The 26688-nt window shown below is 45.5% G+C and carries 13 protein-coding genes and 2 pseudogenes; 13 read left to right on the top strand and 2 right to left on the bottom strand.

Annotated features, from left to right (window positions below):
- The 3 genes and pseudogenes from ACLTL4_RS06810 to ACLTL4_RS06800 all read left to right on the top strand — a co-directional run.
- Positions 1 to 204, top strand: a 204-nt coding sequence (locus ACLTL4_RS06810) for a hypothetical protein (RefSeq protein WP_412320350.1), incomplete at its 5' end; no start/stop codon positions are given.
- A 279-nt stretch (positions 205 to 483) separates the two neighbouring features.
- A pseudogene (gene gltB, locus ACLTL4_RS06805) lies at positions 484 to 5035 on the top strand (glutamate synthase large subunit).
- A gap of 12 nt (positions 5036 to 5047) precedes the next feature.
- On the top strand, positions 5048 to 6535 hold the full coding sequence (locus tag ACLTL4_RS06800) for a glutamate synthase subunit beta (RefSeq protein WP_215658670.1): 1488 nt from the start codon (positions 5048 to 5050) through the stop codon (positions 6533 to 6535).
- Here the strand turns inward: ACLTL4_RS06800 and ACLTL4_RS06795 are convergent.
- Together ACLTL4_RS06795 and ACLTL4_RS06790 are read right to left on the bottom strand one after the other, a co-directional pair.
- The gene (locus ACLTL4_RS06795) at positions 6532 to 6630 is read right to left on the bottom strand and encodes a GHKL domain-containing protein (protein ID WP_412291068.1); all 99 of its coding nucleotides are present in this window, start codon (positions 6628 to 6630) and stop codon (positions 6532 to 6534) included. The genes ACLTL4_RS06800 and ACLTL4_RS06795 overlap by 4 nt on opposite strands.
- A 74-nt stretch (positions 6631 to 6704) precedes the next feature.
- Positions 6705 to 6839: pseudogene (locus ACLTL4_RS06790) on the bottom strand (GHKL domain-containing protein); the annotation flags it as partial.
- On the opposite strand from ACLTL4_RS06790, the gene ACLTL4_RS06785 reads away from it, so the two are divergent.
- From ACLTL4_RS06785 to ACLTL4_RS06740, 10 genes are all read left to right on the top strand, one after another.
- Positions 6789 to 7007 carry a hypothetical protein gene (locus tag ACLTL4_RS06785; RefSeq protein WP_412291070.1) on the top strand — a complete coding sequence of 73 codons (219 nt, stop codon included), beginning with the start codon at positions 6789 to 6791 and terminating at the stop codon, positions 7005 to 7007. The pseudogene ACLTL4_RS06790 and the gene ACLTL4_RS06785 overlap by 51 nt on opposite strands.
- Positions 7008 to 7382: 375 nt before the next feature.
- On the top strand, positions 7383 to 9638 hold the full coding sequence (locus ACLTL4_RS06780; protein WP_412291056.1) for a S8 family serine peptidase: 2256 nt from the start codon (positions 7383 to 7385) through the stop codon (positions 9636 to 9638).
- 21 nt (positions 9639 to 9659) lie between these two features.
- A complete protein-coding gene (locus tag ACLTL4_RS06775) occupies positions 9660 to 12017 on the top strand; it encodes a leucine-rich repeat domain-containing protein (protein ID WP_412291055.1) in 2358 nt (785 codons plus the stop codon).
- A 70-nt stretch (positions 12018 to 12087) separates the two neighbouring features.
- Positions 12088 to 15345, top strand: a complete 3258-nt coding sequence (locus ACLTL4_RS06770) for a hemoblobin-interacting domain-containing protein (protein WP_412291054.1) — start codon at positions 12088 to 12090, stop codon at positions 15343 to 15345.
- Between the two features lie 560 nt (positions 15346 to 15905).
- Complete coding sequence (ltrA, locus tag ACLTL4_RS06765; protein WP_147632401.1) at positions 15906 to 17300, top strand: group II intron reverse transcriptase/maturase; 1395 nt, start codon at positions 15906 to 15908, stop codon at positions 17298 to 17300.
- Between the two features lie 102 nt (positions 17301 to 17402).
- A complete protein-coding gene (locus ACLTL4_RS06760; RefSeq protein ID WP_412291053.1) occupies positions 17403 to 22325 on the top strand; it encodes a DUF4430 domain-containing protein in 4923 nt (1640 codons plus the stop codon).
- 95 nt (positions 22326 to 22420) lie between these two features.
- A complete protein-coding gene (locus ACLTL4_RS06755) occupies positions 22421 to 24007 on the top strand; it encodes a prenyltransferase/squalene oxidase repeat-containing protein (RefSeq protein WP_173866826.1) in 1587 nt (528 codons plus the stop codon).
- Between the two features lie 96 nt (positions 24008 to 24103).
- On the top strand, positions 24104 to 25339 hold the full coding sequence (locus tag ACLTL4_RS06750) for a hypothetical protein (RefSeq protein WP_173866825.1): 1236 nt from the start codon (positions 24104 to 24106) through the stop codon (positions 25337 to 25339).
- Positions 25340 to 25588: 249 nt separating this feature from the next.
- Positions 25589 to 25960: a GntR family transcriptional regulator gene (locus tag ACLTL4_RS06745; protein WP_022119119.1), complete on the top strand. Its 372-nt coding sequence runs from the start codon at positions 25589 to 25591 to the stop codon at positions 25958 to 25960.
- A gap of 12 nt (positions 25961 to 25972) precedes the next feature.
- Positions 25973 to 26443 (top strand): ATP-binding cassette domain-containing protein, encoded by a 471-nt coding sequence (locus ACLTL4_RS06740; RefSeq protein WP_412291052.1) that lies wholly within the window; start codon positions 25973 to 25975, stop codon positions 26441 to 26443.
- Positions 26444 to 26688: the final 245 nt, after the last annotated feature.

The raw sequence follows: 26688 nt of genomic DNA, 5'->3' as shown, positions 1-26688 counted from the left end.
CAGTTATTTGGTTATGAGCAAGTAGCAAAGCGGATTGCGAATATCCGCTTGACATGGATCAGATCTGAGGTGATCCTTAACTTTGCAGACGGAGAACAGCAAATTTGCATCAGTGGCGGGATGCAATCTCTATCTGACAGTAGTCTTTGGCAGATTACAGAGGTGCACAGAAGAATGTTGCATATATTTTTAAAATTTGCATAAGAAACAAAATAGACACAACTGGCAAAATATAGAAACAAAAGAAAAATAATAAATAAAAAATCAAAAAAATACAGTTTTAAAAGTGAATTCGCAAATAATCTGACAATTCAAAGAAAAATACGTCTTTACAAATGAAAAAAATGGGTGTATAGTCAATGACAAGATTTGAGAAAAAGTTGCATTAGCGAACACAGAAGTTAGCAGGATGCAGCAGGACATGGCAATCTGGTCAGTCCGCTTATCTGAACAGAATATTACAACTTAAGAAAGGAAAGACGTATGAGTACAGCAAAATTGAACGAAGCCGTTCAGACTCCTGGGCTGTATCAGCCGGAATTTGAACACGATAACTGCGGTATAGGAGCAGTCGTAAACATTAAGGGTGTCAAATCCCACGGAACCGTCGAAAATGCATTAAAGATAGTAGAAAATCTAGAACATAGAGCTGGCAAAGATGCCGAAGGAAAAACAGGTGATGGTGTAGGAATCATGCTTCAGATTTCACACAAGTTCTTCTCCAAAACCTGTGAGTCCCTCGGCATCTTTTTAGGTTCTGAGAGGGAATACGGAATCGGTATGTTCTTCTTCCCTCAGGATGAACTGAAAAAGAACCAGGCAAAGAAAATGTTTGAGATCATTGTGGAAAAAGAAGGTCTTAAATTTTTGGGATGGAGGGAAGTTCCGGTTGTTCCGGAAGTTCTCGGACACAAAGCACTGGAATGTATGCCGTGTATCATGCAGGGATTTGTAGCAAAACCAAAACACCTGGCAAAAGGTATTGATTTTGACCGCAGACTTTATGTGGTAAGACGTGTGTTTGAACAGAGCAATGACAATTCCTATGTGGTTTCTCTTTCAAGCAGAACGATCGTATACAAAGGTATGTTCCTCGTAGGACAGCTCCGTACCTTCTTCCGTGATCTGCAGGATGCAGATTATGAATCTGCGATCGCGATCGTACACTCTCGTTTCAGTACCAACACAAATCCGAGCTGGGAGAGAGCACATCCGAACCGCTTTATCGTACACAACGGTGAGATCAACACGATCCGTGGAAATGCCGACAAGATGCTTGCACGCGAAGAGACGATGTTCTCCGAGCATTTCAAAGGAGAGCTGCACAAAGTTCTGCCGGTTGTCAATACTTCCGGTTCTGACTCGGCAATGCTTGACAACACACTGGAATTTATGGTGATGAGTGGTATGGATCTGCCGCTGGCCGTGATGATCACGATCCCGGAACCATGGGCAAACAACAAGACCATGAGCCAGAGCAAAAAAGATTTTTATCAGTATCATGCAACGATGATGGAGCCGTGGGACGGACCGGCATCGATCCTGTTCAGCGACGGAGATGTGGTAGGAGCCGTGCTTGACCGTAACGGTCTGCGTCCTTCCAGATACTATATCACCGATGACGGTTATCTGATCCTCTCTTCTGAGGTCGGTGTGCTGGATATCGATCCGACCAGGATCGTGCTCAAAGAAAGACTACATCCGGGCAAAATGCTTCTGGTGGATACGGTAAAAGGAAGAGTGATCGATGACGATGAACTGAAAGAAAGTTATGCAAAAAAGCAGCCGTATGGTGAGTGGCTGGATCGTTACCTGGTAAATCTTTCTGATCTGAAGATTCCGAATAAACGCGTGGAAGAGTACAGCGATGAGGAGCGTGCAAAACTCCAGAAAGCCTTTGGCTATACTTACGAAGAGTACCGTACTTCTATTTTAAATATGGCAAAGAACGGTGCAGAAGGCATCGCTTCCATGGGTATTGACACACCGCTGGCTGTTTTATCGGAATGTCATGTGCCGCTGTTTAATTATTTCAAACAGCTGTTTGCACAGGTGACGAACCCGCCGATCGATGCAATCCGTGAAGAAGTGGTAACATCCACGACCATTTACATCGGTGAGGACGGAAATCTGCTTCAGGAAGAGGCAAAGAACTGTCAGGTACTGAAGATCAACAATCCGATCCTGACAAATACCGACATGCTGAAGATTAAAAATCTGGATGTCGAAGGCTTTAAAGTAGCGGAAATTCCGATCACGTATTATAAGAACACAAGCCTGGAAAAAGCCATTGACTATCTGTTTGTCGAAGTAGACAGAGCACACAGAGACGGAGCAAACATCCTGATCCTGACAGACAGAGGCGTTGATGAAAACCGTGTGCCGATCCCTTCACTGCTGGCAGTATCCGCTGTGCATCAGCACCTTGTAAAGACGAAAAAGAGAACTTCACTTGCAATCGTTCTGGAATCCGGCGAACCAAGAGAAGTACATCATTTTGCTACACTGCTTGGTTATGGTGCAAGTGCGATCAACCCATATCTGGCACTGGATACGATCCATCAGCTGATCGACAGCAAGATGCTGGATAAGGATTATTATGCAGCTGTGGAAGATTACAATCAGGCTGTCCTTAGCGGAATCGTAAAGATTGCTTCCAAAATGGGTATTTCCACAATCCAGTCTTATCAGGGATCTCAGATTTTTGAGGCAATCGGCATTGATAAAGAAGTGATCGATAAATATTTCACAAATACGGTCAGCCGTGTCGGTGGTATCACAATGAAAGATATTGCAGAAGAAACGGACAAACTGCATTCCGGAGCATTTGATCCGCTGGGACTGGATGTAGATGAAACACTGTACAGCATCGGACGGCACAAAATGAGAAGTGCCGGAGAACATCACCGTTACAATCCGCAGACCATTCATCTGCTGCAGCAGTCGACCTGGAGAGGCGATTACAACCTGTTCAAACAGTACACGAATCTGGTAGACAAAGAAGAGACCGGTTATCTGCGAAGCCTGATGGATTTTGATTATCCGGAAAAAGGTGTGCCGATCGAGAAAGTAGAGAGTGTCGAATCCATTGTAAAACGATTTAAGACCGGAGCGATGTCCTACGGTTCCATTTCTCAGGAAGCACATGAAACACTGGCGATCGCCATGAACCGTCTGCATGGTAAGTCAAACAGCGGTGAAGGAGGCGAAGATCTGGAGCGTATGATCGTTACCGATCCGAACAGGAACCGTTGTTCTGCAATCAAACAGGTAGCATCCGGACGTTTTGGAGTTACCTCCAAATATCTGGTCAGTGCACAGGAGATCCAGATCAAAATGGCACAGGGAGCAAAACCGGGTGAAGGCGGTCATCTGCCGGGCGGAAAAGTTTATCCGTGGATCGCAAAGACCAGACATTCCACACCAGGTGTGAGCCTGATCTCACCGCCGCCTCATCACGATATTTATTCAATCGAGGATCTGGCAGAGCTGATCTACGATCTGAAGAATGCAAACAAAGACGCGAGAATTTCCGTAAAACTGGTATCGGAAGCAGGTGTCGGAACGGTTGCAGCCGGTGTTGCAAAAGCAGGAGCACAGGTCGTGCTGATCTCCGGTTATGACGGAGGTACCGGAGCTGCACCAAGAAGTTCCATCCACAATGCCGGACTTCCGTGGGAGCTCGGACTTGCAGAAACCCATCAGACGCTGATCATGAACGGACTTCGAAACAAAGTCCGCATTGAGACAGACGGAAAACTGATGAGCGGACGTGACGTAGCGATCGCCGCACTGCTTGGAGCAGAAGAATTCGGTTTCGCAACTGCACCGCTGATTACAATGGGATGTGTGATGATGCGTGTCTGCAACCTGGACACCTGTCCGGTCGGCGTGGCAACACAGAATCCGGAGCTGAGAAAACGTTTCCGCGGCAAACCGGAATACGTGGAAAACTTCATGCGGTTCATCGCACAGGAACTGCGTGAATACATGGCAAAACTTGGATTCTGCACCGTAGACGAGATGGTTGGACACAGCGAACTGCTGAAGAAGAAAGAACATGCTGCAAATGTAAATGCAGCGAAAGTGGATTTAAGCCGCATTCTGGATAACCCGTATGCAGGCAAAGAGATGAAAGTGACATTCGATCCTTCAGGTATATGATTTCAAACTGGAAGAGACGGTGGATCAGACCATTTTAATGAAGAAACTGAAAGCTTCTCTGGAGAAAAAACAGAAACGGAGCATCGAAGTCGATGTCACCAACATCAACCGTGCTTTCGGCACACAGTTTGGTGCTGAGATCACAAAACGTTACGGTGATACACTGGATGCTGATACCTACATTGTAAAATGTAAAGGTGCAGGCGGACAGAGTTTTGGAGCTTTTATCCCGAAAGGACTGACACTGGAGCTGGTCGGCGACAGCAATGACTATTTCGGAAAAGGTTTATCCGGCGGAAAGCTGATCGTATATCCGCCAACCGGTGTAAAATTCAAAGAAGATGAAAACATCATTATCGGAAACGTGGCACTGTACGGTGCAACAAGCGGAGAAGCCTACATCAACGGTGTTGCCGGAGAACGTTTCTGCGTGCGAAATTCCGGTGCAAAAGCTGTAGTAGAAGGCGTCGGAGATCACGGATGTGAATATATGACGGGCGGTCGTGTTGTTGTCATCGGAAAAGTCGGCAAGAACTTTGCAGCCGGTATGAGCGGCGGTGTTGCCTATGTTCTGGATGAAAACAACGATCTGTATACAAAAGTCAACAAGCAGATGGTTTCCGTTGAAAAACTCGGCAATAAATACGATGTGCAGGAATTAAAAGATATGATCGCAGAGCATACGGCATACACCAATTCTGCAAAAGGAAAAGAAATCCTGAATCATTTTGAAGAATACTTGCCGAAATTCAAGAAGATCATCCCGCATGATTATAACCGTATGATGATGGCAATCGTGCAGATGGAAGAAAAAGGTCTGAGCAGTGAGCAGGCACAGATTGAAGCATTTTATGCAAATAAAGCGAGATAGGAGGGAAAAGAAATGGGAAAACCAACCGGATTTTTAGAGTACGAAAGAAGAGTGAGTGAAGAGATCGCACCGCTTGAACGTATTAAAAATTTTAACGAATTTCATATCCCTCTGCCGCTGGAAAAACAGCAGCTTCAGGGAGCACGCTGTATGGCATGCGGAGTGCCGTTCTGCCAGTACGGAAAAATGATAAACGGCATGGCATCCGGCTGTCCGCTGAACAACCTCTGCCCGGAATGGAATGATCTTGTCTATACCGGAAACTGGGAACAGGCTTACAACCGTCTGATGAAAACACATTGTTTTCCGGAATTTACTTCCAGAGTGTGCCCGGCACTCTGTGAAGCAGCCTGCACCTGCAACTTAAACGGAGACCCGGTCTCCACAAAAGAGAACGAGCGTGCGATTATTGAGCGTGCCTACGAGACAGGACTTGTCAAGGCACAGCCGCCGAAAGTGCGTACCGGAAAAAAAGTAGCCGTGATCGGAAGCGGTCCGTCCGGACTTGCCGTTGCCATGCAGCTGAACCGCCGTGGTCATGAGGTGACCGTATTTGAGCGAAATGACCGCATCGGCGGCCTGCTCCGCTACGGAATCCCGAACATGAAACTGGAGAAATCCGTGATCGACCGCCGTGTCCGTCTGATGGAAGAAGAAGGCGTGATCTTTAAAACCAATGTCAATGTCGGTGTGGATGTCAAAGCAGCCAAACTTCTGAAAGATTTCGACCGTGTGGTACTCTGCTGCGGAGCATCAAACCCAAGAGATATCAAAGTGCCGGGACGAGAGGCAGAAGGCATTTATTTTGCCGTTGATTTCCTGAAAGGTGTGACAAAGAGCCTGCTGGATTCTGATCTGGCGGATCAGAAATTTGTTGCCTGCAAGAATAAGAAAGTGATGGTCATCGGAGGCGGTGATACCGGAAACGACTGTGTCGGAACAGCCATCCGCCTGGGTGCATCTTCTGTGGTACAGCTGGAGATGATGCCGAAAGCCCCGGACCAGAGAGCGGCAAACAATCCATGGCCGGAGTGGCCGAGAGTCTGCAAGACTGATTATGGTCAGCAGGAAGCGATTGCTGTATTCGGACACGATCCGCGTATCTATCAGACCACCGTAAAAGAATTCATTGCCGATGACAAAGGCAGACTGAAAAAAGCAGTGCTGGTCAAATTACAGAGCAAAAAAGATGAGAAAACAGGTCGCATGATGATGGTTCCGGTGGAAGGGAGCGAATGGACGGTTGAAGTGGATGTCGTACTGATCGCAGCCGGTTTTCTTGGCTCACAGAAATATGTGACCGATGCCTTTAAAGTAGATCTGACACCGCGTACGAACGTGGCAACGGAAGCAGAGAAATATCAGACTTCCGTAAAGAATGTCTTTACGGCAGGTGATATGCACCGGGGACAGTCTCTGGTTGTCTGGGCGATCCACGAAGGAAGGGAAGCGGCCAAGGCGGTAGATGAATCCCTGATGGGATATACCAACCTCGTTTAAAGAAAACGAACGCAACCGTTGTAACGGCGGACGATATCATCGATGATCTGACGGCCAAGCCCATGTTGCTTTTTATCCGCCTTGGTCGTGCGGATGGTAGTGCCTTGTCTTGCATGGAAGGATCCATTTTGTTTCGAATGGTCAGGGAGAGATAATCCTTGACCATTTTCATTTCAATCACAATTTTCGGATCTTCGATTTTTCTGGATGCATCGATCGCATTGTCCAGAAGATTCGCAACAAGAGAACAGAGATGATGATCGGGGATCGACAGATGTGGCGGCAGTACGATCTGAATATCCATCGGGATCTGATACTTATGAGCCGTGGCGCATTTAAGGTTGATCACCTGGTTGACGATCTCATTTCCTGTCTCAATCTGATTGTCAAGTGCATAAATTTCTTTGGAAAGACTGTAAAAATATTCTTTCAGGGCATCGTATTTGTTCTGGCTGAGCAGACGATTGGTTGATCAGCTGAAGCTGGATGCGGCTGCTGTATTCGCTTGTCATTTGCCATAGACAGTGCAAGCCTTCTTCAGTACGTAGCAGAAGAGATCACTTCCTTTTAAAAGCAGGTTTTGGAAATAAAACCTGAAAAAATTTCCTTCTTTACACAAAAAAATAAAAGGCTGAAAAAACGGATTTTTCAGGCGAAAAGGGCTTCATGCTACACAGGCATGGAGCCTTTTTCTGTGCTTGACAGACGTTTTTAAATATGTTACCAATATAAAACATAGAATAGTTTAGACTAACAAAAGAAAGCTGAAACGTACAAAAGTTACAAGTATACAAATAGATATACCGGAAAAGCTGTGCGGTGTGAGGCTGACATGGAGGAGAATAAAATGAGACGAAGATTTCTGGCGTTTGTGTGCTGTTTCGGTATGCTGGCATCTTTGCTGCCGTGCAGTGTAAAGGCAAATGGGAGAACAACGAACGTAAATCTGCTGGAAACACCGGAAGAAGTGGCAGAAGTGTTTTACAGGCAGAATGCATCTCTTAGAAAGAGTAAGGGGGTCACGGCACAGGATCAACAAAATGAGATTCGCAAACGTGTGATCGTAGAGAGTGCACAGACTCTGGAAAATACATACGGAGCAGTAAAGACGTATTACTATACGGTGGGTGGCTACCAGATCTTACTGTATGACAGTGCAGATCAGGCAGAGCTTGCAGTGACAAACCTGAAAAAAGATTACCCGGGAGTACACATTTTTCAGGATATCCCGGTCACACTGGAAGAGGCAGCAAGAGACGGCGATGCAGATGTGCAGGTAGAAATACAGGATGCAGCCGAAAAAGAAGACGAGAGCGAAACAGAGACGGAAATCCAGGCATTTGACGGCATCCATATGATGGGTATGGACAAGTTGAAAGAGGATGCAAAAGACTGGAGCGGCGATGCAACCGTCGCAGTCATCGACAGCGGAATCGATGAGGATCATCCGTGGTTTACAACAAGACTGGATCGCAAAAACAGTGTCAATCTGGCAGCAGACGGTTTAGGCAAAGATGCATACAATGATCCGAACCAGGGACACGGCACACACGTTGCCGGCATCGTAACCCAGGCAACACCGGTGCAGGTCAAGATCATGGCCGTGCGAGTATTTGACCTGACTGGTTCTGCTTCTTACACAACGATCACACTTGGCGTTGACTATGCGGTACAGCATAATGCCGATGTTATCAACATGAGTCTTGGATTTGAGATCCTGCCGGGATTTGAAAGCGATGACACCGATTTGATGGATGAAGCTTTTGCGAGAGCTCTGGAAGCCGGCACAACTGTCTGTGTGGCATCCGGAAACGAATATACCGATACCGCAAGAAGTTATCCGGCAAGCAGCCGCTGGACGATCGCAGTCGGATCTCTGGAGCCGGATAAAGACGGAAATTCTTACATTCGCTCTGATTTTTCCAACAACGGAACCCTGCTTGATTTTGCAGCACCGGGAAGAAACATTTTCAGTGCATGGATCGGCGAGGGCGAGACAACCGAGATCGCAAGCGGAACCTCCATGGCAACGCCGCATCTGGCAGCGGCAGCAGCCTATGTCAAACTGAAACATTCGGATTACAACCAGAGAGAAGTTTACTCCGTTTTCCGTGATTATGCCGTAGATCTTGGCGAGCCGGGCAAAGATACCGAGTTTGGATATGGATACGTAGATTTCGCAAATTATGCGGCAGAAGATCAGAACACAGCAAAAAAATATCAGGCGATCACAGCACCGGCTCAGATTAATAAAACGATGAATGATCTGGATAAGCCATTTACGATCGATATAGAGTTTTCCAGAGGAAACGGAACCTTAAGCTTTGCAAGTACCGATGAAAAAGTAGCAAAAGTAAACGGCAGTCAGGTTCAGGTAACGGGAGTCGGCAGCTGTGAGATCGTGATCACCGCATCCGAAACAGACCAGTATTATCAAACCGAAGAGAGGGTAAGGATCCGTGTGGAAAAAGGACAACAGACCATCACCGTTCCGGTGACCGAATACCACAAATACCTCTCCGATAAAAACTTCAAGGTAACGGCAAGCATCGAAAAACCGGGCGACGGCAAACTGGTATTTCTGGCAAATGAAAACGATGTGCTGGAAGTGACCGAAGATGGCTATGTCACCATTTTAGGAACCGGTACGACTCAGATCTATGCAGTGGCAAAAGCAAGCGACAATTTTATAAGACAGGTCAGCGATGCGATCACCGTCACCGTAGAGGAAGATCCGAAACCGGAACCAAAGCCGGACAACAGTTCAGACAAGAACGGAAATGTAGATCATAATCAGCAGAATCAGGGAAACACTGCATCTGTGAAAAAATCAGTGATCCGCAAAATACAGCCCCAAAAAGCTCAGATCAAAGTAACCTGGAAAAAACAGGCAGCAGCAGGCAGCTACGAGATCCGTTATGCACTTAAGAAAAACATGAAGAATGCAAAGACGGTGAAAGCAAACGGCAAAAAGAGCAGCATTACAATCAAAAAACTAAAATCAGGTAAAAAATATTATATACAGGTACGTGCCGTGAAGAAGAAAGGCACAGCAGTGACAAAGGGAGCATGGAGCACGAAAAAGAGTGTACGCGTGAAATAATGGTAAGAAAGGAAGAAAAGCATGAGAAAGAAATTTGGTTATCAGGCAATGGCAGCGATCTTTGCAGCGGCAATGATCGTATCCGGAGCCGGAATGTATCAGACAACGGCAAAAGCAGCCGAAGGGCAGATCCGGACACCGCAGCAGAAAACAGCGGTCGAAACACAGGAGTCTGCAAAACTGAAGGCAGAAGCCGCATCCGTAGATCCGACCGAGGACGGAGAATACACTCTGACCTTTGAGGCAAAACAGGAAGGCAGCGACGAAGAATCCATGCTGGCAGGCTATTTTGACCCGAAAGCAAAACTGACCGTTGAAAACGGAAAAATGTATGTAACCTTTTTAAATACCAAGCTTTCCGATTTTCTCCTTGATTTCACAGTGGCATCAGACGGAACGTATGCACAGACTGAGAAGACTGGTTTCGGTGAGCCGGACGGAACCGGAAGCTACGCCATGTATGAGTACAAGATGGAGATCACAAAGCCATCGGAAGTCAACAAAGGAGCAGCACTTGTCTCAGCGATGGGCGGTCAGAACAGTGACATTGGAAATTTTGACAAATACCTCAAGACGGACTTCACTTTCCTGACACTGGAAAAAGGCTGGAGCGGATACGATGCATCCAAAACAGAAGACAAACCGACCGGGGCAGCAGCACTCAACGAAGCACTTCGCGATTACGGCATGGACAAAGACAATGACGGAACCGTTACAGCAGAAGAAGTAGCTCGGTATGGCGGAACCACACTGGATTTAAGTGAGTGCAACTTAAGCGAGATCGGACTTCTGCGTTATTTGCCATCTCAGATCATAACGTTAAATCTCTCAAACAATGAGATCACAGCGATTCCGGAAGGACTGCTGGATAACCTGACCAGTCTGGAAAATTTTTATATCGAGCACAACAAGATCACAGAAATTCCGGCAGGACTGTTTAAAAACAACCACAGCCTGGATTGGATTTCCTTTACCGGCAATCAGATTTCCTCTCTGAAAGATAACACCTTTGAAGGGCTGGATGCTCTGACGATCCTCGATCTGGAAGGAAACCAGATCCGGGAGGTTTCCCAAAATGCCCTGACCGGCATGCCAAAACTTCAGCAACTCTCCTTTGTGGGAAATGGACTGGAAGATCTGAAGGATGATGTGTTAAAACCGCTTGCCGGATCTTTGCGGTGGCTGTTTTTACAGGAAAATAACATCGAGAGCCTGCCAAAGACCGTGGAAGATCTTTTTTCCCTTGAGGAACTCAATGCATACGATAACGGTATGAAAGATATCACAAAAGTGGATTTTTCAAAACTTCCACAGCTTCAGGAAGTCAACTTCATGCACAATGAGATTCGTGAAATCCCGTCCGGAACGTTTGCGAAGAATGAAAAGCTGGCAGGGCTGGATCTGTATGACAATCTGCTGACTACGATGTCACCGGATACCCTTCCGGCAACAGCAGTTCTGAGAAAACTGGATATCCGCCTGAATAACATTCAGGTCGTAGACCGCAAACTGATCATGAAAAGCCAGAGCTTTAACAAATTCTATCCGCAAAAAAGTGCGATGAGTCTGAAGATTGAAAAAGACGGCGAAAACGGCGTGAAATGGTCACAGGAACTGAGTATTCTGGATTTGCTGTACTGGTTCGATGCAACGAACGATGCAAAAGTCGAAGAAGCACAGTCTGTTGATGAATACAGAGAATTTCTGAAAGACAAAGGCTATGAAGACCGCGATATCGTGGATGTTTTAAATGACCAGTACTATGACTGGGAGATTATTACCAGCATCGAAAAGAAAAACGCAGACGGAACCTACGAAACCGTATGGAAGAGTACGGATGATGATAAGGCAGACCTGGCAGGAGGAGCCTTTGCAACAGCAGAAAAAGGCACATACCGCGTCGTAAAAGATCTGTATTCCGGAAACAGCGGACTGCTGTTCTATCGTTTCAGCGTATTTTCAAACGAGGTCAATACAGCACAGCAGAACAATGTAACACCGGGTACAGACAAGCCGAATAATGGAAGTAACAGCAATACAAACGGCGGTAACAACGGAAACAGTGCAAATCCGGGAAATACAGCGGTGAAAAAACCGGCAAAGGTGAAAAAAGTAACGGCAAAGGCAAAAAAACGCACTGCAGTGATCAGCTGGAAAAAGGTAAAAGGTGCATCCGGTTATGAAGTTTACCGTTCTACAAAGAAAAACGGAAAATACAAAAAGATCAAGACGATCAAAAAAGCAGGAACGGTTCGTTTTACAGACAAAAAGCTGAAAAAAGGGTTCGCTTATTACTATAAAGTCAGAGCTTACAGAAAAACAGCTGTTGCGAAAGTGTATGGAAACGATTCGGCTGCAAAAAAAGTAAAAATAAAGTAAACATTAAAGTAAGATATCACGACGCAACAGATTCAAAGGAAAATGTACCAAAACGAGGAGGAAACAGAATATGAAGAAAAAATTTGTATGCCAGCTGCTTGCCCTTTCCATGACTGCTGTCATGGCAGTTCCACAGGCAGGACTGCCGGTATTTGCCGCATCTGCAGCAAATACACAGCAGGCACAGCTCAAAGAAGAAGCAAAAGTCGGAACAGAGATCACACAGCTTGAAGGATCAACCAGCTGGATGACAGGGATCCTGGAAAAAATCGTGCTTTCTGAGCTGACTTCCAGTTCTGATTACTGCAAGGCGATCACGGGCATCAGCGTCAACGATGTAGATTATGTGGCAGACTGGAACGAAGAAGATGAAACCCTGGTATACAGTGCCGGATGGCTTGGCATGACGATCTACAGCGGAGCATTCAAAGAAGGCGAAAATACGATCGTGATCAAAGCAGACGGTTATCTGGACAAAACGATCAAGTTTACAAAAACAGAGAACGAGTGTGCATTTGTAAGCCAGGCAGACGGAAACGGCGGACAGGAACCGGAAGTTCTGGACAAAACAGCCCTGACGGCAAAACTGGAAGAAGCAAAAGCACTGATACAAGGCGATAAGAGCGACGAGGAATGGGAAGATCTCCAGAGTGCGATCACAGCAGCAGAACATACATTAAGCGTGGCAACCACGCAGGCTTCCTTAAATACTGCACTGGAAGATCTGACAAAAGCAATGGAGAAATTTACCACAGGGCTGACTGCACCGACTGTTACCGCAGTTGCTTACGATGGCAACGAACTGACCATCGAAGAGATCAATCATTATTCCGATGATGCCAACTGGAAAGCTTACGGACAGTCCATTTCCGGAGTGACCGTAAACGGAACCGAATACAAAGAATACACCAATGATGATGATCCGGAAAGCGTTTACAGCCTTTCTGCACTGCACGGACTGACAATCGGTTCCGGCAAATTTACAGAAGGAAGAAATACGATCGTGATCAAAGCAAAAGGTTACAAAGATAAAACGGTTGTATTTGCAAAATCCGGTGATACCTGCGTACTGATCAGTCAGACAGACGGGGATAGCGAACCTGTCACACCGCCGCAGCCAACCATCAAAGATCCGACCGAAGACGGTGTATATACTTTAACTTTTAAGACAACAAAAACCGACAGTGAAGAAGACTCCATGCTGGGCAGTTTCTTTGCAGCAAAAGCAAAACTGCAGGTAAAAGACGGAAAAATGACACTGACCATGTTAAATACCGGAAGTGCCAGAATGATGCTTGACTTTACGATCGGAAAAGACGGCACTTATCCGACTGCTGAGAAGAAAGGCTACGGAGAGGCAGATGCACAGGGTTCTTATACCGCATACGAGTACAGTATGGAAATCTCGGATCTGTCAGAAGTACATTCTGCGGCAGCACTCGTTACCATGATGGGCGGAAGCGAAGCGGACAAAGGTAATTATGATAAATATATGAAGGCAAACATCAGTTTCGCATCCCTTGCAAAAGGATGGAAAGGTTATACCGATGAAGTGAGCGGTGAGCAGAAACTGATCAACAAGCTGATCGAGCAGGGATATGACCTGAATGATGACGGTGAGATCAGTGCAAATGAGCTGGCAGCAATCTCCGAGAGTGTGGATCTTTCCAACTGCGGACTGACAGACGTTTCCTTATTAAAAGGGCTGACAGATAAAGTAACCAGCCTGGATCTTTCCGAAAACCAGATCACCAGCCTGCCGGACGGACTGCTGGATCATATGACTGCTCTTACCAGCTTTTATGCAGATTCCAACTATATCGAAGAACTTCCGGAAAACTTCTTTGCAAACAATAAAAACCTGCAGTGGGTATCCATGCGTGCAAATAAATTAAAGAAGATCAACAAAAGTGATTTTGCGGGACTTGCAGAGCTGAAATATCTGGAGCTGGACAACAATCAGATCGAAACGATCGCAAAGGGAGCTTTTGACGGCGATGCGGCACTGGATCAGTTTGGATTATCCGGCAACTTCCTGGAAAGCCTTCCGGAAGGTCTGTTTAAAGATGCCGGAGCATCCATGACCTTTTTGAATATTTCCGGAAATATGTTTGAGACACTGCCATCTGCCATCAGCGATGCAGTAAAATTAAAGAAACTGATCGCATACAATAACGTACTGACCAGCATTGCCGATGTGGATTTTGGCAAAATGGCAGATCTTACGGAAATCAACTTCATGAAAAACTATATTGCAGAGATCAAAGACGGAACCTTTGCAAAGAACAGCCACCTGCTGTCAGTCGATCTGCATGACAATCAGCTGACAAACCTCTCAGGAAGTGTATTTGCAGATACCTTTGAGAACAGCAGAGGAGATGGCAAACTGCAGAAACTGGATATCACCCTCAACAACATCCGCGTCGTAGATCCGGCTTTAATGAAAAAATGTGATACCTCCATCAACAAATTTTATCCGCAGAAGACAGCACTCTCCCTGACATTGAAAAAAGATAGTGACACCCAGATCAGCTGGAGTCAGGATCTGAGCATGCTGGATCTGGTATTCTGGTTTGATCAGACCGTAAGCGATGAGCAGAGAGAACTGGAGACACCGGAAGATTACCGGGCAATGCTGGAGCAGAACGGTTGGAAAGGCAAAACCATCACAGAAATCCTTCTTGCAAAGAACGATTCTTATGACTGGGATGTTATCACAGAAGTGCAGAAGAAAAATGCAGACGGAAGCTGGACAACCGTATCCGACAACACCGTAACAAGAGAGGCGGAAGCACTGACCGGAAGCTTCAAAGTAACGGATAAAGGCGTATACCGTATCATGAAAATGGTGAATACAACCCTGAACGGTTCCAAACAGTATCGCTTTACTGCATACTCCAACGTAATCGATCTGTCTGCAAACAGCGGAAACAACAATAACAACAATAACAACGGAAATAATAACAGCAATAATAATAACAGCAACACAGACAATGGCACAAACGGAAATCAGAGTCCAGGAACACAGACTGTCAGCAAACCGGCAAAAGTAACAAAACTGACCGTAACTTCCAAGAAGAAAAAAGTAACTCTGAAATGGAAGAAAAACAGCAAAGCAACCGGATACGAAATCTATCGTGCCACAAAGAAAAATGGCAAGTACAAAAAGATCAAAACGATCAAAAAAGCAGCTGCCGCAACATTCACAGACAGCAAAGTAAAGAAAGGCAAAACTTACTATTATAAAGTAAGAGCTTACAAGACCGTAAAAGGAAACAAAGCAAACGGAAAATTCAGTGCTGTCAGAAAAGTGAAGATCAAAAAATAACAAAAACTGCAAATAATAACAAAATTCCCCCTTCTGGTTGGAAAAAATATCTTCAAAATGTGTTACAATATAGAACAGTAACAGGCAGGCCTCGCAAAAGCGGGGCTTGTTTCTCTGTAAGTGCGCCTAGCGGCGCACGTTTCTAACGGGTTAAAGTCCCGAATCCGCCCGGTAGTGGGAAGGATATAGCCGAAGGCAAGGGTGTCCATCGTGAGATGGAATCTGAAGGAAGCTGGATGTGAGGAACATACTAACTCATGGGCAAATCTCTGGTCTGACGAACAGAAATCTCATATAAGGTTATGCATGAGGATAAGGCTGCTTACCAAGTCGAAGTCCAATAACTACACGGAATCATGCATGATAAATGAGGCAGATGGATGGAGAGGAAGAAACGTGTGGTACCTAGGGAGGTCTGTGCGGTATGCCTTGAAAGAGGTAACCATTGCATAAAGCAATGCTGAACGCACAGAAGTCAGCAGAGGTCATAGTAGCCGAGAGGTGAAGGACCGAATCAGTAGGAGTCTTGAGTATGACCGAGAAAGGAGGAATGACCGTCTATGGCAGAAAACATTGAAAACAATGGCTGTTCGCAAAGAGATAATGCGGAACATGAAGGGTATGTGAAAGCGTCTAGGTCATTCAATCGGATATGGAAAGAAAGAGACAGTGCACAGCCGAGACTTTTGGAAGCGATACTGTATAAAGACAACTTTAACAGAGCGTATAAGAGAGTTAAGGCAAACAAGGGAGCGCCAGGAATTGATGGCATGACCATTGAGGAGGCTCTTCCATATCTAAAGGAACATCAACAAGAGATAACCGACCGCATTTATCGTGGAAAGTATACTCCGTCTCCAGTAAGACGAGTTGAGATTCCCAAACCAGATGGTGGTGTGCGAAAGCTTGGTATACCAACGGTGATAGACCGTACAATCCAACAGGCAATCACGCAAGAGTTAGTGCCAATCTATGAACCGCTGTTTGCAGATGGTAGCTTTGGCTATCGTCCGGGCAGAAGTGCGAAGGACGCAATACAAAAAGTGAAAGAGTATGCAGAACAAGGATACACATATGCAGTATCCTTAGATTTATCAAAATACTTCGACACACTGAACCATGAAATTCTCCTTAACTTACTCCGTAAGAATGTAAAGGACGAACGGGTGGTGCAGTTGATTAAGCGATATCTGAAAAGCGGGGTAATGGAGAACGGAGTAGTCATGGAAACAGAGGAAGGTTCGCCACAAGGAGGAAATCTATCCCCACTACTGGCGAATATCTATCTCAATGAGTTTGACCAGGAGTTTTTGAAGAGAGGAGTCCCATGCGTCAGATATGCAGATGACATCGTGCTCCTTGCGAAGAGCAAACGGGCATCGGAGAGACTTCTGGAAAGCAGTACGAAATACCTTGAAGAGAAACTGAAACTTACAGTCAACAGAAAGAAAAGCCGTACTGTCAGTGTGTTTGCAATCCGAAATTTTAAGTATCTAGGCTTTGCATTGGGAAGGAATGGAACGGGTATTTATGTTCGCGTTCATCCAAAGTCATGGAGAAAGTTTAAGTCGAGACTGAAAGAGTTGTCTTCCCGTAAACGATGTCAGTCAATCAAGCCAAGCCTTGAGAAAATCAAGATATATGCAAGAGGATGGCTGAACTATTACGGAATAGCAAGCATGAAGAACAACATCGAAGAGATCAACGGATGGCTCTACCACAGAATACGCATGTGTATATGGAAACAGTGGAAACTTCCAAAAACAAAGAAAAGAAATCTGATAAAGATGGGAGTACACGAATACTATGCGAATATGGCGGCAAACTGCCGAAGAGGACACTGGTATTGTGCGAATCTGACAACAGTTAAGAAAGCCATGACAAAAGAGAGACTGATAAACGGTGGCTTCTATGATTTAGCCACAGCCTATCAGTCTGTGCACGTCAACTATTGAAACCGCCGTGTACCGAACGGTACGCACGGTGGTGTGAGAGGACGGCGGTTAGTCACCGCCTCCTACTCGATTATAAAATCAGCAAAGAAGAGGAGAAAAGCGATGAAACACAAAGCAGTCACACAGCGTATTCTTGCATGGATGCTTGCTCTGGCATTGCTGTTTACCGGCATTCTTCCGGCAAATACAGCAAGCCTGACCGTAAATGCAGCGAGTACGACAAAAAGCAGCAATGAAATCACAACTGCAGAAGAATTTCCGACCCAAATTCCGGCAGGTGAAACCTATACACTGACGGCGGATATTAAGCTGGCAGACGGACAGCAGATCACAGATCTTGCCGGAACTCTGGACGGACAGGGACATGTGATCACCCTTTCCGGGAAAGCACTGGCGGAAAACGTATCCGGTACGATCCAGAACCTGGGAGTTGCAGGATCTGTTGATGTAGAGTCGGATGACAAGGGAAGTATTACAGATAATCTGACCGGAACGATTCAGAACAGTTATTCCACTGTAACGATCAACGATGAAGAAATGTTTGAAGAAGTTGGAGGAATTGTTGGGGTTCTTGATGGCGGAAGTATTTTAAATTGTTATTATGCCGGTACAAGTTCTTCTTTTATGCTGGATGGAATTGCAGCGTATAATAAATCAGCCAATTCTGTCATTAATAACAGCTATTATACTTCTAAAGCAGCATCAGCTATTGGAAAGCAGTATGGAGATAATAAAGCACAGGTTACAAATTGTGCATCCAAATCTGCTGATGAATTAAAAACAGCAGACACGGTTGCTCTGTTAAATACAGGTATCGTCGATACCGGCTATATCTTTGCCGTCTCCGAAGATGGCGGATTTCCGGTTCTGGTAAAGGGAGCGGCCGAAATCAGCTGGACACCGCTTGAAAATGCACTGAAGCAGGCAGAAGGCTATGAAGAGGAAAACTATACGGAAGAGAGCTGGAAGACACTTTCTGATGCAGTAGCAGCCGGAAATGCTTTAAAAGCAGGCGAAGGGGTGACACAGGAGCAGATCACAGCGGCAGCAAAGGCGATCACCGATGCGATCGCAGCACTGAAAAACAGACCGACGACAAAACCGGTGGCACTGCCGGAGAATGTGATCTCCATCTCTTCCCAGGCAGATTTTTCCAAGATGGACAATGCAAAAGGCAAATATTTCGTCCTGACACAGGATATCACGGTAAACAGTGATTATGAAGATAAAAGTTTTTATATGAATTATTCTTCGTTTGCCGGGGTTCTGGACGGACAGGGACATACCATTACGTTTGAAAACGCAGGCTCGCTGTTTGCAAATCTGTCAGCAGGTGCTGTGATCCAGAACCTGACGGTAAAAGGAACGATGACCGGAAGCAGCAGTAATGTGACCGGACCGTTTGGAACGACCGCCTATGGTGCTTCCATTTTGAACTGTAAAAGTGAGATCAGCGGAGCAAACGTGGCAGGATTGATCGGGAAGACCGGAGCCTATATGGGAGCAAGTGCTTCCGATGACCGCGACGGTGTGATCGCAAACTGTATCGCAGTGGGAGATACCGGAAAAGGGGCACTCTGTAACAGCAGCAGCAACAACAGCGGTGCGGCGATCGTTGAGAACTGCTACTGGCTGGATACACTGGGCAGCGGTTCCGGTGCAATGTCCGAAGAGGACATGAAAACGCTGGATCTGGCAGAAAAGTTAAATGCCAATAAAGGCGAAAACGGAACTTCCTGGGGACAGGGAAGAGACGGTTATCCATACTTTGGCGAAAATCAGGATTATACACCGGGACAGTATGAATGGCCGGAGACAGGCGAAAACGCATACGATGTCGCATTTCAGGCAAAAAATGAAACAGAACCGACCGTTCTGGAAAATGCAAGACTGGAAGTAAGCCCGGATGCTGTTGGAATGGCAAACATAGCCGGAACATTTTCTCTTGTGGATTATACTCTGCCGGAAGGCGAGAGCCTTTCCTGGAGCTTTCAGCAGAGAAAACCGGAACGTGCCTTTGAAATTTATGAAGATGGAACATTCTGTGTAAACGGAACCGGAACAGCAGTGCTTCAGGCAGTAAAGAACAACAGCGACGGCAGTCAGGAAATCCTGGCATCTGTAGCGGTCCGTTCCAGCAGAATCCAGATGACAGATATTAAACTGTATGTGGATGGAGAAGATGTAACGGACGGAAAAGTTACGGTACAGGGTTCTGAATACAAGCATATTACCGTAAAAGCACAGTATCAGGGCAGTGAAGAGTATCAGGATGTTTCTTACGCTTCCTTTATCTATGCAGCGGATGAAGCGGGTGCAAAACTTCTGCATAACCGCACCGATTCTTCCAGCGGCTTTTCCTTTAAAGAGACCGGAAGTGCAGTCTTTACAGTAACTGCAAAAAATCAGCCGGAAATTCACAAAACCGTGACGGTAACCTCTGCTTATGTGCCGGTAACATCCGTTGTTCCGGCAATTTCCGGCACAAAAGAAATACACAGCCGAAATGCAAACAGCGACGGACAGGAAACGGATGGCAGAGTTGCATTCAATCCAATCCTTGGTTCGGCAGTTGTCACACCGGCAAATGCAACCAATGCAGATAAAGTAATGATCACAAGTGATGATCCGGACGGAACGATCGCATACTATACAAATGGCGAAAAGGCTTACATACCGAAACAGGCCGGAACGGTAACCTTTACAGCGACGATCGAAGATACCAATCCGCAGACGGGAGAAACGAAAACAGTTTCCGGTGACAGTACGGTAACCTTTGTCTACAAAAATAACGTAAAAACCGTAGAACTTGCAGAAGAAAATAAGAATATGACGGTAGAAGCCGGCAAGAGCAGTGCAGTGTTTGCACCAATTGTCACAGGTGAACTGGATGATCAGGGATACGATGTCACGGAACCGGCTCTGAAATGGACTTACAGCCAGAGAGGTATTGCACAGGTTGTGAGAACCGGAAGCGGTTACTGGAAAAAGAACGGCGATTATAATGTGAACGATCCGGATTATGGTTCCTATCTTCCGGTGGCAGAATATCAGATTACGGGACTCTCCGAAGGAACCGTGACAGCAACCGGAACACCGATCGATGGCAAAAATAACGTAAAACCGGTAACGATCACCATTACCGTAACAAAGGGAAGCACCGCAGATATCGATGTAAAAGCAAAAGCAGAAGAAGGCATCAACAGTGCCGTAACGTACATCACAGAAAAACACAGCACAGACGGCTATGCGTATGGAGATGAATGGCTGATCTACGCATTGCTTCGCAATGGAGTTGAGATTAGCTCAGATGTGCAGGATGCTTATTATCAGTCTGCTGCAGCGGAAGTAAAGAAATGGAATGCAGACCAGAAGCCGACAGACATCGAGCGTGTTGCCCTGGCACTTACGGCAATGGGCAAAGATATCACCGATGTGGACGGTACAGATCTGGTATCCATGATCTGCAATTCCGAAAAGCTGAGCGATGGATCAAATGAACTGATCTATGCACTGATGGCACTCGATGCAGCCAATGTTGCGATTCCGGCGGATGCAAAATGGTCCAGAAACACGATCATAGAAGCAATGCTTGGTTTTCAGAATGAAAACGGTGGATTCGGACTGACCGGAAAAGACAGCACCAGTGTAGATATGACGGCCATGGCACTTCAGGCCCTTGCACCTTATCAGGAGCGAACCGAAGTAAAAGAAGCGATTGATCGTGCAGTTTCCTGTTTAAAAGAGGAAATGCGTGATGATTTCGGATATGGAACTTCCGAATCTACGGCTCAGGTACTTCTGGCACTTTCCTGCCTTGGCATTGATCCGACTTCTGCAGAAGTGGGATTTGGTACACCAAACTTTAATATGATCACAAATCTGATGAAATACCGCCAGAATGACGGAGGATTTTCACATCTGTCTAACCTTACAAAATCGCAGGAAATGTCAACGGTACAGGTACTGCAGGCATTTGATGCATATAAAAAAGGAACAAACACCTACTGGCTGATAAATGGTGAAAATCAGAGCGTGGCTGTCACCATCCTTGGCGATGAAGTACACGACAGCGACAAAGACGGAAAGATCCATGCATTTGTAAAGAATAACCTTCAGGTATGGGCAGCACAGAGCGAGTATCGTGTTCCGAAGAATGCAACCGCCATGGAAGCTCTGGATGCGGCACTTGCGGCCAATAAAATGACCAGTGAGAAAAAATACGGTGACACTTACATTGCATCGGTTACAAGAGCAGACGGGGTGAAACTCGGAGAGTTTACAAACGGAAGCAAATCCGGCTGGAAATATAGCGTGAACGGAACGGAACCGGATGTTGGTGCATGTGATTATACATTAAAAGACGGTGACGTTGTCATACTGCACTATACAGACAACTATGCAAAAGAAAATACAGAAATCGATGAACAGGTAGAAAATGTTATTCGACTGATCGCAGCTCTTCCTTCCTCAGATAAGCTTACACGGAACGATCAGGAAGCAGTAAAAGCAGCAAGAGCAGCATACGACGCACTTACCGATACACAGAAAGCAAATGTGGAAAATGCAGATCTGCTGGTAAAAGCGGAAGCACAGCTCAAGGCTTTACAGGATGCAAAGAAAGACGATGATAAAAAGGACAACAACAAGGGCGATAACAGCAATAACAACAACAGTAATAATACAAACAACGGCACAAACGGAAATCAGAATCCGGGCACACAGACCATTGTCAGACCGGCAAAAGTAACAAAACTGACCGTATCTTCCAAAAAGAAAAAGGCATTCCTGAAGTGGAAGAAGAACAGCAAAGCAACCGGATACGAAATCTACCGTGCCACAAAGAAAAACGGCAAGTACAAAAAGATCAGAACGATCAAAAAAGCAGCTGCCGCAACATTCACAGACAGCAAAGTAAAGAAAGGCAAAACTTACTATTATAAAGTAAGAGCTTACAAGACCGTAAAAGGAAACAAAGCAAACGGAAAATTCAGTGCTGTCAGAAAAGTAAAGATTAAAAAATAGCAAAAAATGACAAAAAAAGAAGCTGCCTGCGACAGCTTTGGAAGGTTTATGTATAGTTTCCTAAAACAATCATTTACAGAAAGGAAAAGCAAGGCATGAAGAAAATGACACTTGGAAATCGTATCCTTGCCATGCTTCTGGCGTTTGTCATGATCCTGACCGGAATCGCTCCGGGCACATTCAATGCCCGGGTCGTGAAAGCAGCTGATGCGACAGAACAGAGATTTAACAGGATCTACCGTGAAGACGGCATCGTACAGGTGACAGATTCCATTTACCAGAATTCGGACAGCATACTGACGCCGAAGGAAACATTACATCGTATCAAGGCACGGAAGGCCGGTGAAGTTACAGATAACAGCCAGGTATCCGACAAAGTCGATATAGATCAGATTGTAAAAGAAGGTATCACAAGTGCATCCACCTTCCTGAACAGCCAGAACTATAAATACGAATGCAGCGGTGCATCCGACTGGTATATCATGTCAAAACTGCGTACTGGACAGACGATCAGCGATGCAGAAAAAGAAGCATACGGTCAGAGTGCTGTTTCTGTTGTTTCAAAATGGAAAGCAAACCAGAAACCGACCGATATCGCAAGAGTGGCATTGACCCTGTCTGCTATGGGCAAAGATATCACGAATGTAGGCGGTGTAAATCTTGCAGCAATGCTGTACAGCAGCGACAGACTGGAAGACGGTTCAAACGAACTGAGCTGGACACTGATCGCACTGGATGCAACCTCTCAGAAAATTCCTGCAGATGCAAAATGGAACAGAGAATCCATGATCGATGCACTGCTTGGATTCCAGAATGAAAACGGTGGTTTTGGCCTGTTTGACGACAAATCAACAGGTGTAGATATGACTGCTATGATCCTGCAGGCACTGGCACCATATGTAAAAGAAGCGAAAGTACAGACGGCGGTTGACAAAGCACTTGCTTATCTGAAAGATGCTATGGACGAAGAATACGCTTATACTTCTTCCGAATCTGCCGCACAGGTTATCCTGGCACTTGCCTGCCTGAAACTGGATGCCGTGGATGCAGGTTTTGCAGCAGAATCAAAAAGTATCTTCTCAACGCTTGAGAAAAATTACCGCGTGAAAGGCGGCGGTTATGCACATCTGAAAAATGGTGATGCCAATGCAATGGCTTCTTACCAGATCATGGAAGCATACGAAGCATACAGAAGATTTAAAGCATCCGAAGAAGGCTACTGGGATATGAACTCCCTGAAACCAAGTACACCGGAGACGCCGTCTACCCCGGAAACACCGAACACACCGGAGACGCCGTCTACTTCGGAAACACCGGGCACACCGGAGACGCCATCTACACCGGAAATGCCATCCACGGATAAGACACCGGAAACACCGACCACAGAAAAACCGGCTAAGAAACCGGCCAGACCTGTGATCAGAAAGGCAGCAGCAGGAAAGAAAAAAGCAACTCTGACCTGGAAAAAAGTCAAGGGTGCAGCCGGATATCAGGTATATCGTTCCATGCGTAAAAACGGCAAATACGTTTGCGTGAAGAAAAACCTGAAGGCAGCAAAATACACAGACAAAAAGCTGAAAAAGGGCAAAACTTACTATTACAAAGTACGTGCATATAAAAAAGTCAGCGGAAAGACCATTACTGGTGCATATTCTGCCATACGTAAAGTTAAGGTAAAATAAAGTCACAGAGAAACACAAAAACAGGAGTATGGATACGCTCTTCGGCAGAAGGAGTGTTCCATACTTCTTCCTGTTTTATAGGAAGGAGTCCATATTTTGAATATAAGAAGACGCACAAAAAATATTATTACTGCTCTGCTTGCCATGGTTTTATGCCTGACAGGATTTCTGCCGTTATCCGGCATGCAGACAGTCAGAGCAGAAGAAAAAGAAGCAAAGATCTGGTTTAAAGACAGCGAAGACAACGCAGACAGTGGTAAAGCCACGTTTGTACCGGACAAGGGCGGAATCGTTTATGCATCCGTAGAAAAATTTACCGTTGGACAGGGCTATCTGATCGAGCCGACGGAAGTTTCCTTTGAAGCCGGAGAGACTTATGCAGATATCATCGAAAAAATTCTGAAAGCAAACGGCTATACTTACGATGCACAGAACACCGGAATGGGATTCTATCTGGCAGAGATCGACCATGCAGACAGCGGTGTACTGAATATTCCGCAGTGTATTTCAAATATGTCAGAAGATGCACCGACCAATGACAAACACAAGTCGAATCCGTATAAAGATACGCAGGGGCTTGGTGAGTTTTCATACTCCAATTATTCTGGATGGTATTATTTCGTAAACAACGAAAATCCGGGCCTTGGAATGGGCGGGGTAAAAGCCAGAGACGGAGATGTGGTGCGTTATCAGTTCACACTCTACGGACTCGGTGCAGACCTGGGAGATAAGCCAAATGATCAGACAGGCGGTATCAAAGCACTGGAACTACCGAACAAAGATTCCGTCACCAAAAATCTGGCACTTATGAGACAGATCCTGGCAAAAGATGACAAGGCTGATCCGGAAGGTATATACAAAAACGTTCTGAAAATCGTAACCAATATGGACAGCACAAAAGAACAGTTTGCTCAGGCAGAGCAGAGAGTGTCCGCCTGGCTTGCAGAGTATCCGCAGAAAAAAGCAGAGCGTGACAGGGCAGAAAAGGAAAAAGCAGAGCGTGAGAAAGCCGCAAAGGAGGCAGCACTTCAGAAAAAATATACACCGGCCAAAACGACACTGAGATCCATCAAAAATGCCGGAAAAAACAAAGTCCGACTCACCTGGAAAAAAGTATCCAAGGCTACCGGTTACGAAATCTACCGCAGCACAAAGAAAAAAGGCACTTACAAAAAAATAAAAACCATCAACAAAAACAAAACCGTATCTTTCGTGACCAAACTGCCGAAAAAGAAAGGAACCTGTTACTTCAAAGTCCGCACGTATCGCAAAGCCGAAGGTAAAGTTTATTACGGCAAAGATTCCGCTGTGAAAAGCAAAAAAGTAAAATAGAGAAAATATATCAATATCCAGACGTCCATCCGGAGAGCAGATCTCCGGGTGGACGTTTTTTGTGCTTCTGATACCTGTATAAGAAGAATATGTCATGCGATGCATGACGTGCACCTTGCAGCAAGAATGTCAGAGGGATTCTTGGACAGATGTAAATAAAAAAATGAATATAAACAGTGCATAACAGTTGACAACAGTACTAAACTGTTATATACTGTTTGCAACAAAAGCAAAGAAATGGAGGAATCTATGAAACTGATCATCAACAATTCTTCCATGCAGCCAATCTATGAGCAGATCTGCACACAGATCAAGAATAAAATCTTAAGCGGTGAACTGAAACAGGAGGAGATGCTTCCCTCTGTGAGAACCTTCGCGAAAGAACTGAGGGTCAGTGCGTTGACGGTAAAAAAGGCCTACGATGCTCTGGAACAGGAGGGCTTCATCGTTACAGTGCATGGAAAAGGAAGCTTTGTATCCGGAGTCAATCAAGAGCTTCGCATGGAAGAAAAAAGAAAAGAAGTAGAAACGGATCTGGAACAGGCGATCCGCAAAGCAAGGAGCTGCGGCATGACAGAAGCAGAGATACGGGAGCTGTTTGAGCTGATCCTGGAAGATTAGGAGGAGAAGAGGATGGAAGAGATTTTGCTGGATTTAAAAAATGTCAGAAAACAATATGCAAATTTTTCACTGGAATGTTCGATGCAGGTAAAGCGTGGAAGCATCACCGGGCTGATCGGTGCAAACGGAGCCGGAAAGACGAGCATTTTCAAAGCATCACTGGGACTGATCCATACAGACAGCGGTGAGATCCGGATGATGGGAAAGACACCGCAGCAGCTGACAAACGAAGAATGGGAAAAGATCGGAGTGGTACTTTCCGATGCGACCTTTCCGAATATTCTGACAGCGGAAGATGTAGGTGCGATCCTGAAAAAGATGTATCATCGGTTTGATAAAGCAGATTTCGAAGAGAAATGCAGAACATTCGCTATCCCGATGAATAAAAAGATGAAAGAAATGTCAACCGGAATGAAGGCAAAACTGAAAATTCTGATGGCAATGTCTCATCAGGCAGAAATCCTGATACTAGATGTAAAATGAGGTATAGATGGTAGGCGTGTATAGAGTGTATCCAGTTTACTCTTAGAGGAAAATAGGTACATGATACACAGATAATGGAAAAGAATGTGTATCTAGTTGAATATAGAAGCAGGTAGTAGGTATGAAAGAATAGGATTCTTCCATGCCGTTTTTTATTATAGAGAAAGAACAGATTGCACAGTATTGACCAGGTCATTTCAGTAGATCTGCTGAATAGCTTTCTTCCAGAAGTGTGGTATAGTCTT

The organism is Hominisplanchenecus sp., from assembly GCF_046967715.1.
GTDB lineage: Bacteria > Bacillota > Clostridia > Lachnospirales > Lachnospiraceae > Hominisplanchenecus > Hominisplanchenecus faecis.
This window is presented reverse-complemented; position numbering and strand designations above follow the sequence as displayed.

Bases quoted from the DNA above. Each gene is read 5' to 3' on its own strand.
- ACLTL4_RS06755 (WP_173866826.1), top strand. From the start codon at position 22,421: ATGAAGAAAATGACACTTGGAAATCGTATCCTTGCCATGCTTCTGGCG.
- ACLTL4_RS06770 (WP_412291054.1), top strand. From the start codon at position 12,088: ATGAAGAAAAAATTTGTATGCCAGCTGCTTGCCCTTTCCATGACTGCT.
- ACLTL4_RS06785 (WP_412291070.1), top strand. From the start codon at position 6,789: ATGATGATCGGGGATCGACAGATGTGGCGGCAGTACGATCTGAATATC.
- ACLTL4_RS06780 (WP_412291056.1), top strand. From the start codon at position 7,383: ATGAGACGAAGATTTCTGGCGTTTGTGTGCTGTTTCGGTATGCTGGCA.
- ACLTL4_RS06775 (WP_412291055.1), top strand. From the start codon at position 9,660: ATGAGAAAGAAATTTGGTTATCAGGCAATGGCAGCGATCTTTGCAGCG.
- ltrA (WP_147632401.1), top strand. From the start codon at position 15,906: ATGGCAGAAAACATTGAAAACAATGGCTGTTCGCAAAGAGATAATGCG.
- ACLTL4_RS06800 (WP_215658670.1), top strand. From the start codon at position 5,048: ATGGGAAAACCAACCGGATTTTTAGAGTACGAAAGAAGAGTGAGTGAA.
- ACLTL4_RS06740 (WP_412291052.1), top strand. From the start codon at position 25,973: ATGGAAGAGATTTTGCTGGATTTAAAAAATGTCAGAAAACAATATGCA.
- ACLTL4_RS06760 (WP_412291053.1), top strand. From the start codon at position 17,403: ATGAAACACAAAGCAGTCACACAGCGTATTCTTGCATGGATGCTTGCT.
- ACLTL4_RS06745 (WP_022119119.1), top strand. From the start codon at position 25,589: ATGAAACTGATCATCAACAATTCTTCCATGCAGCCAATCTATGAGCAG.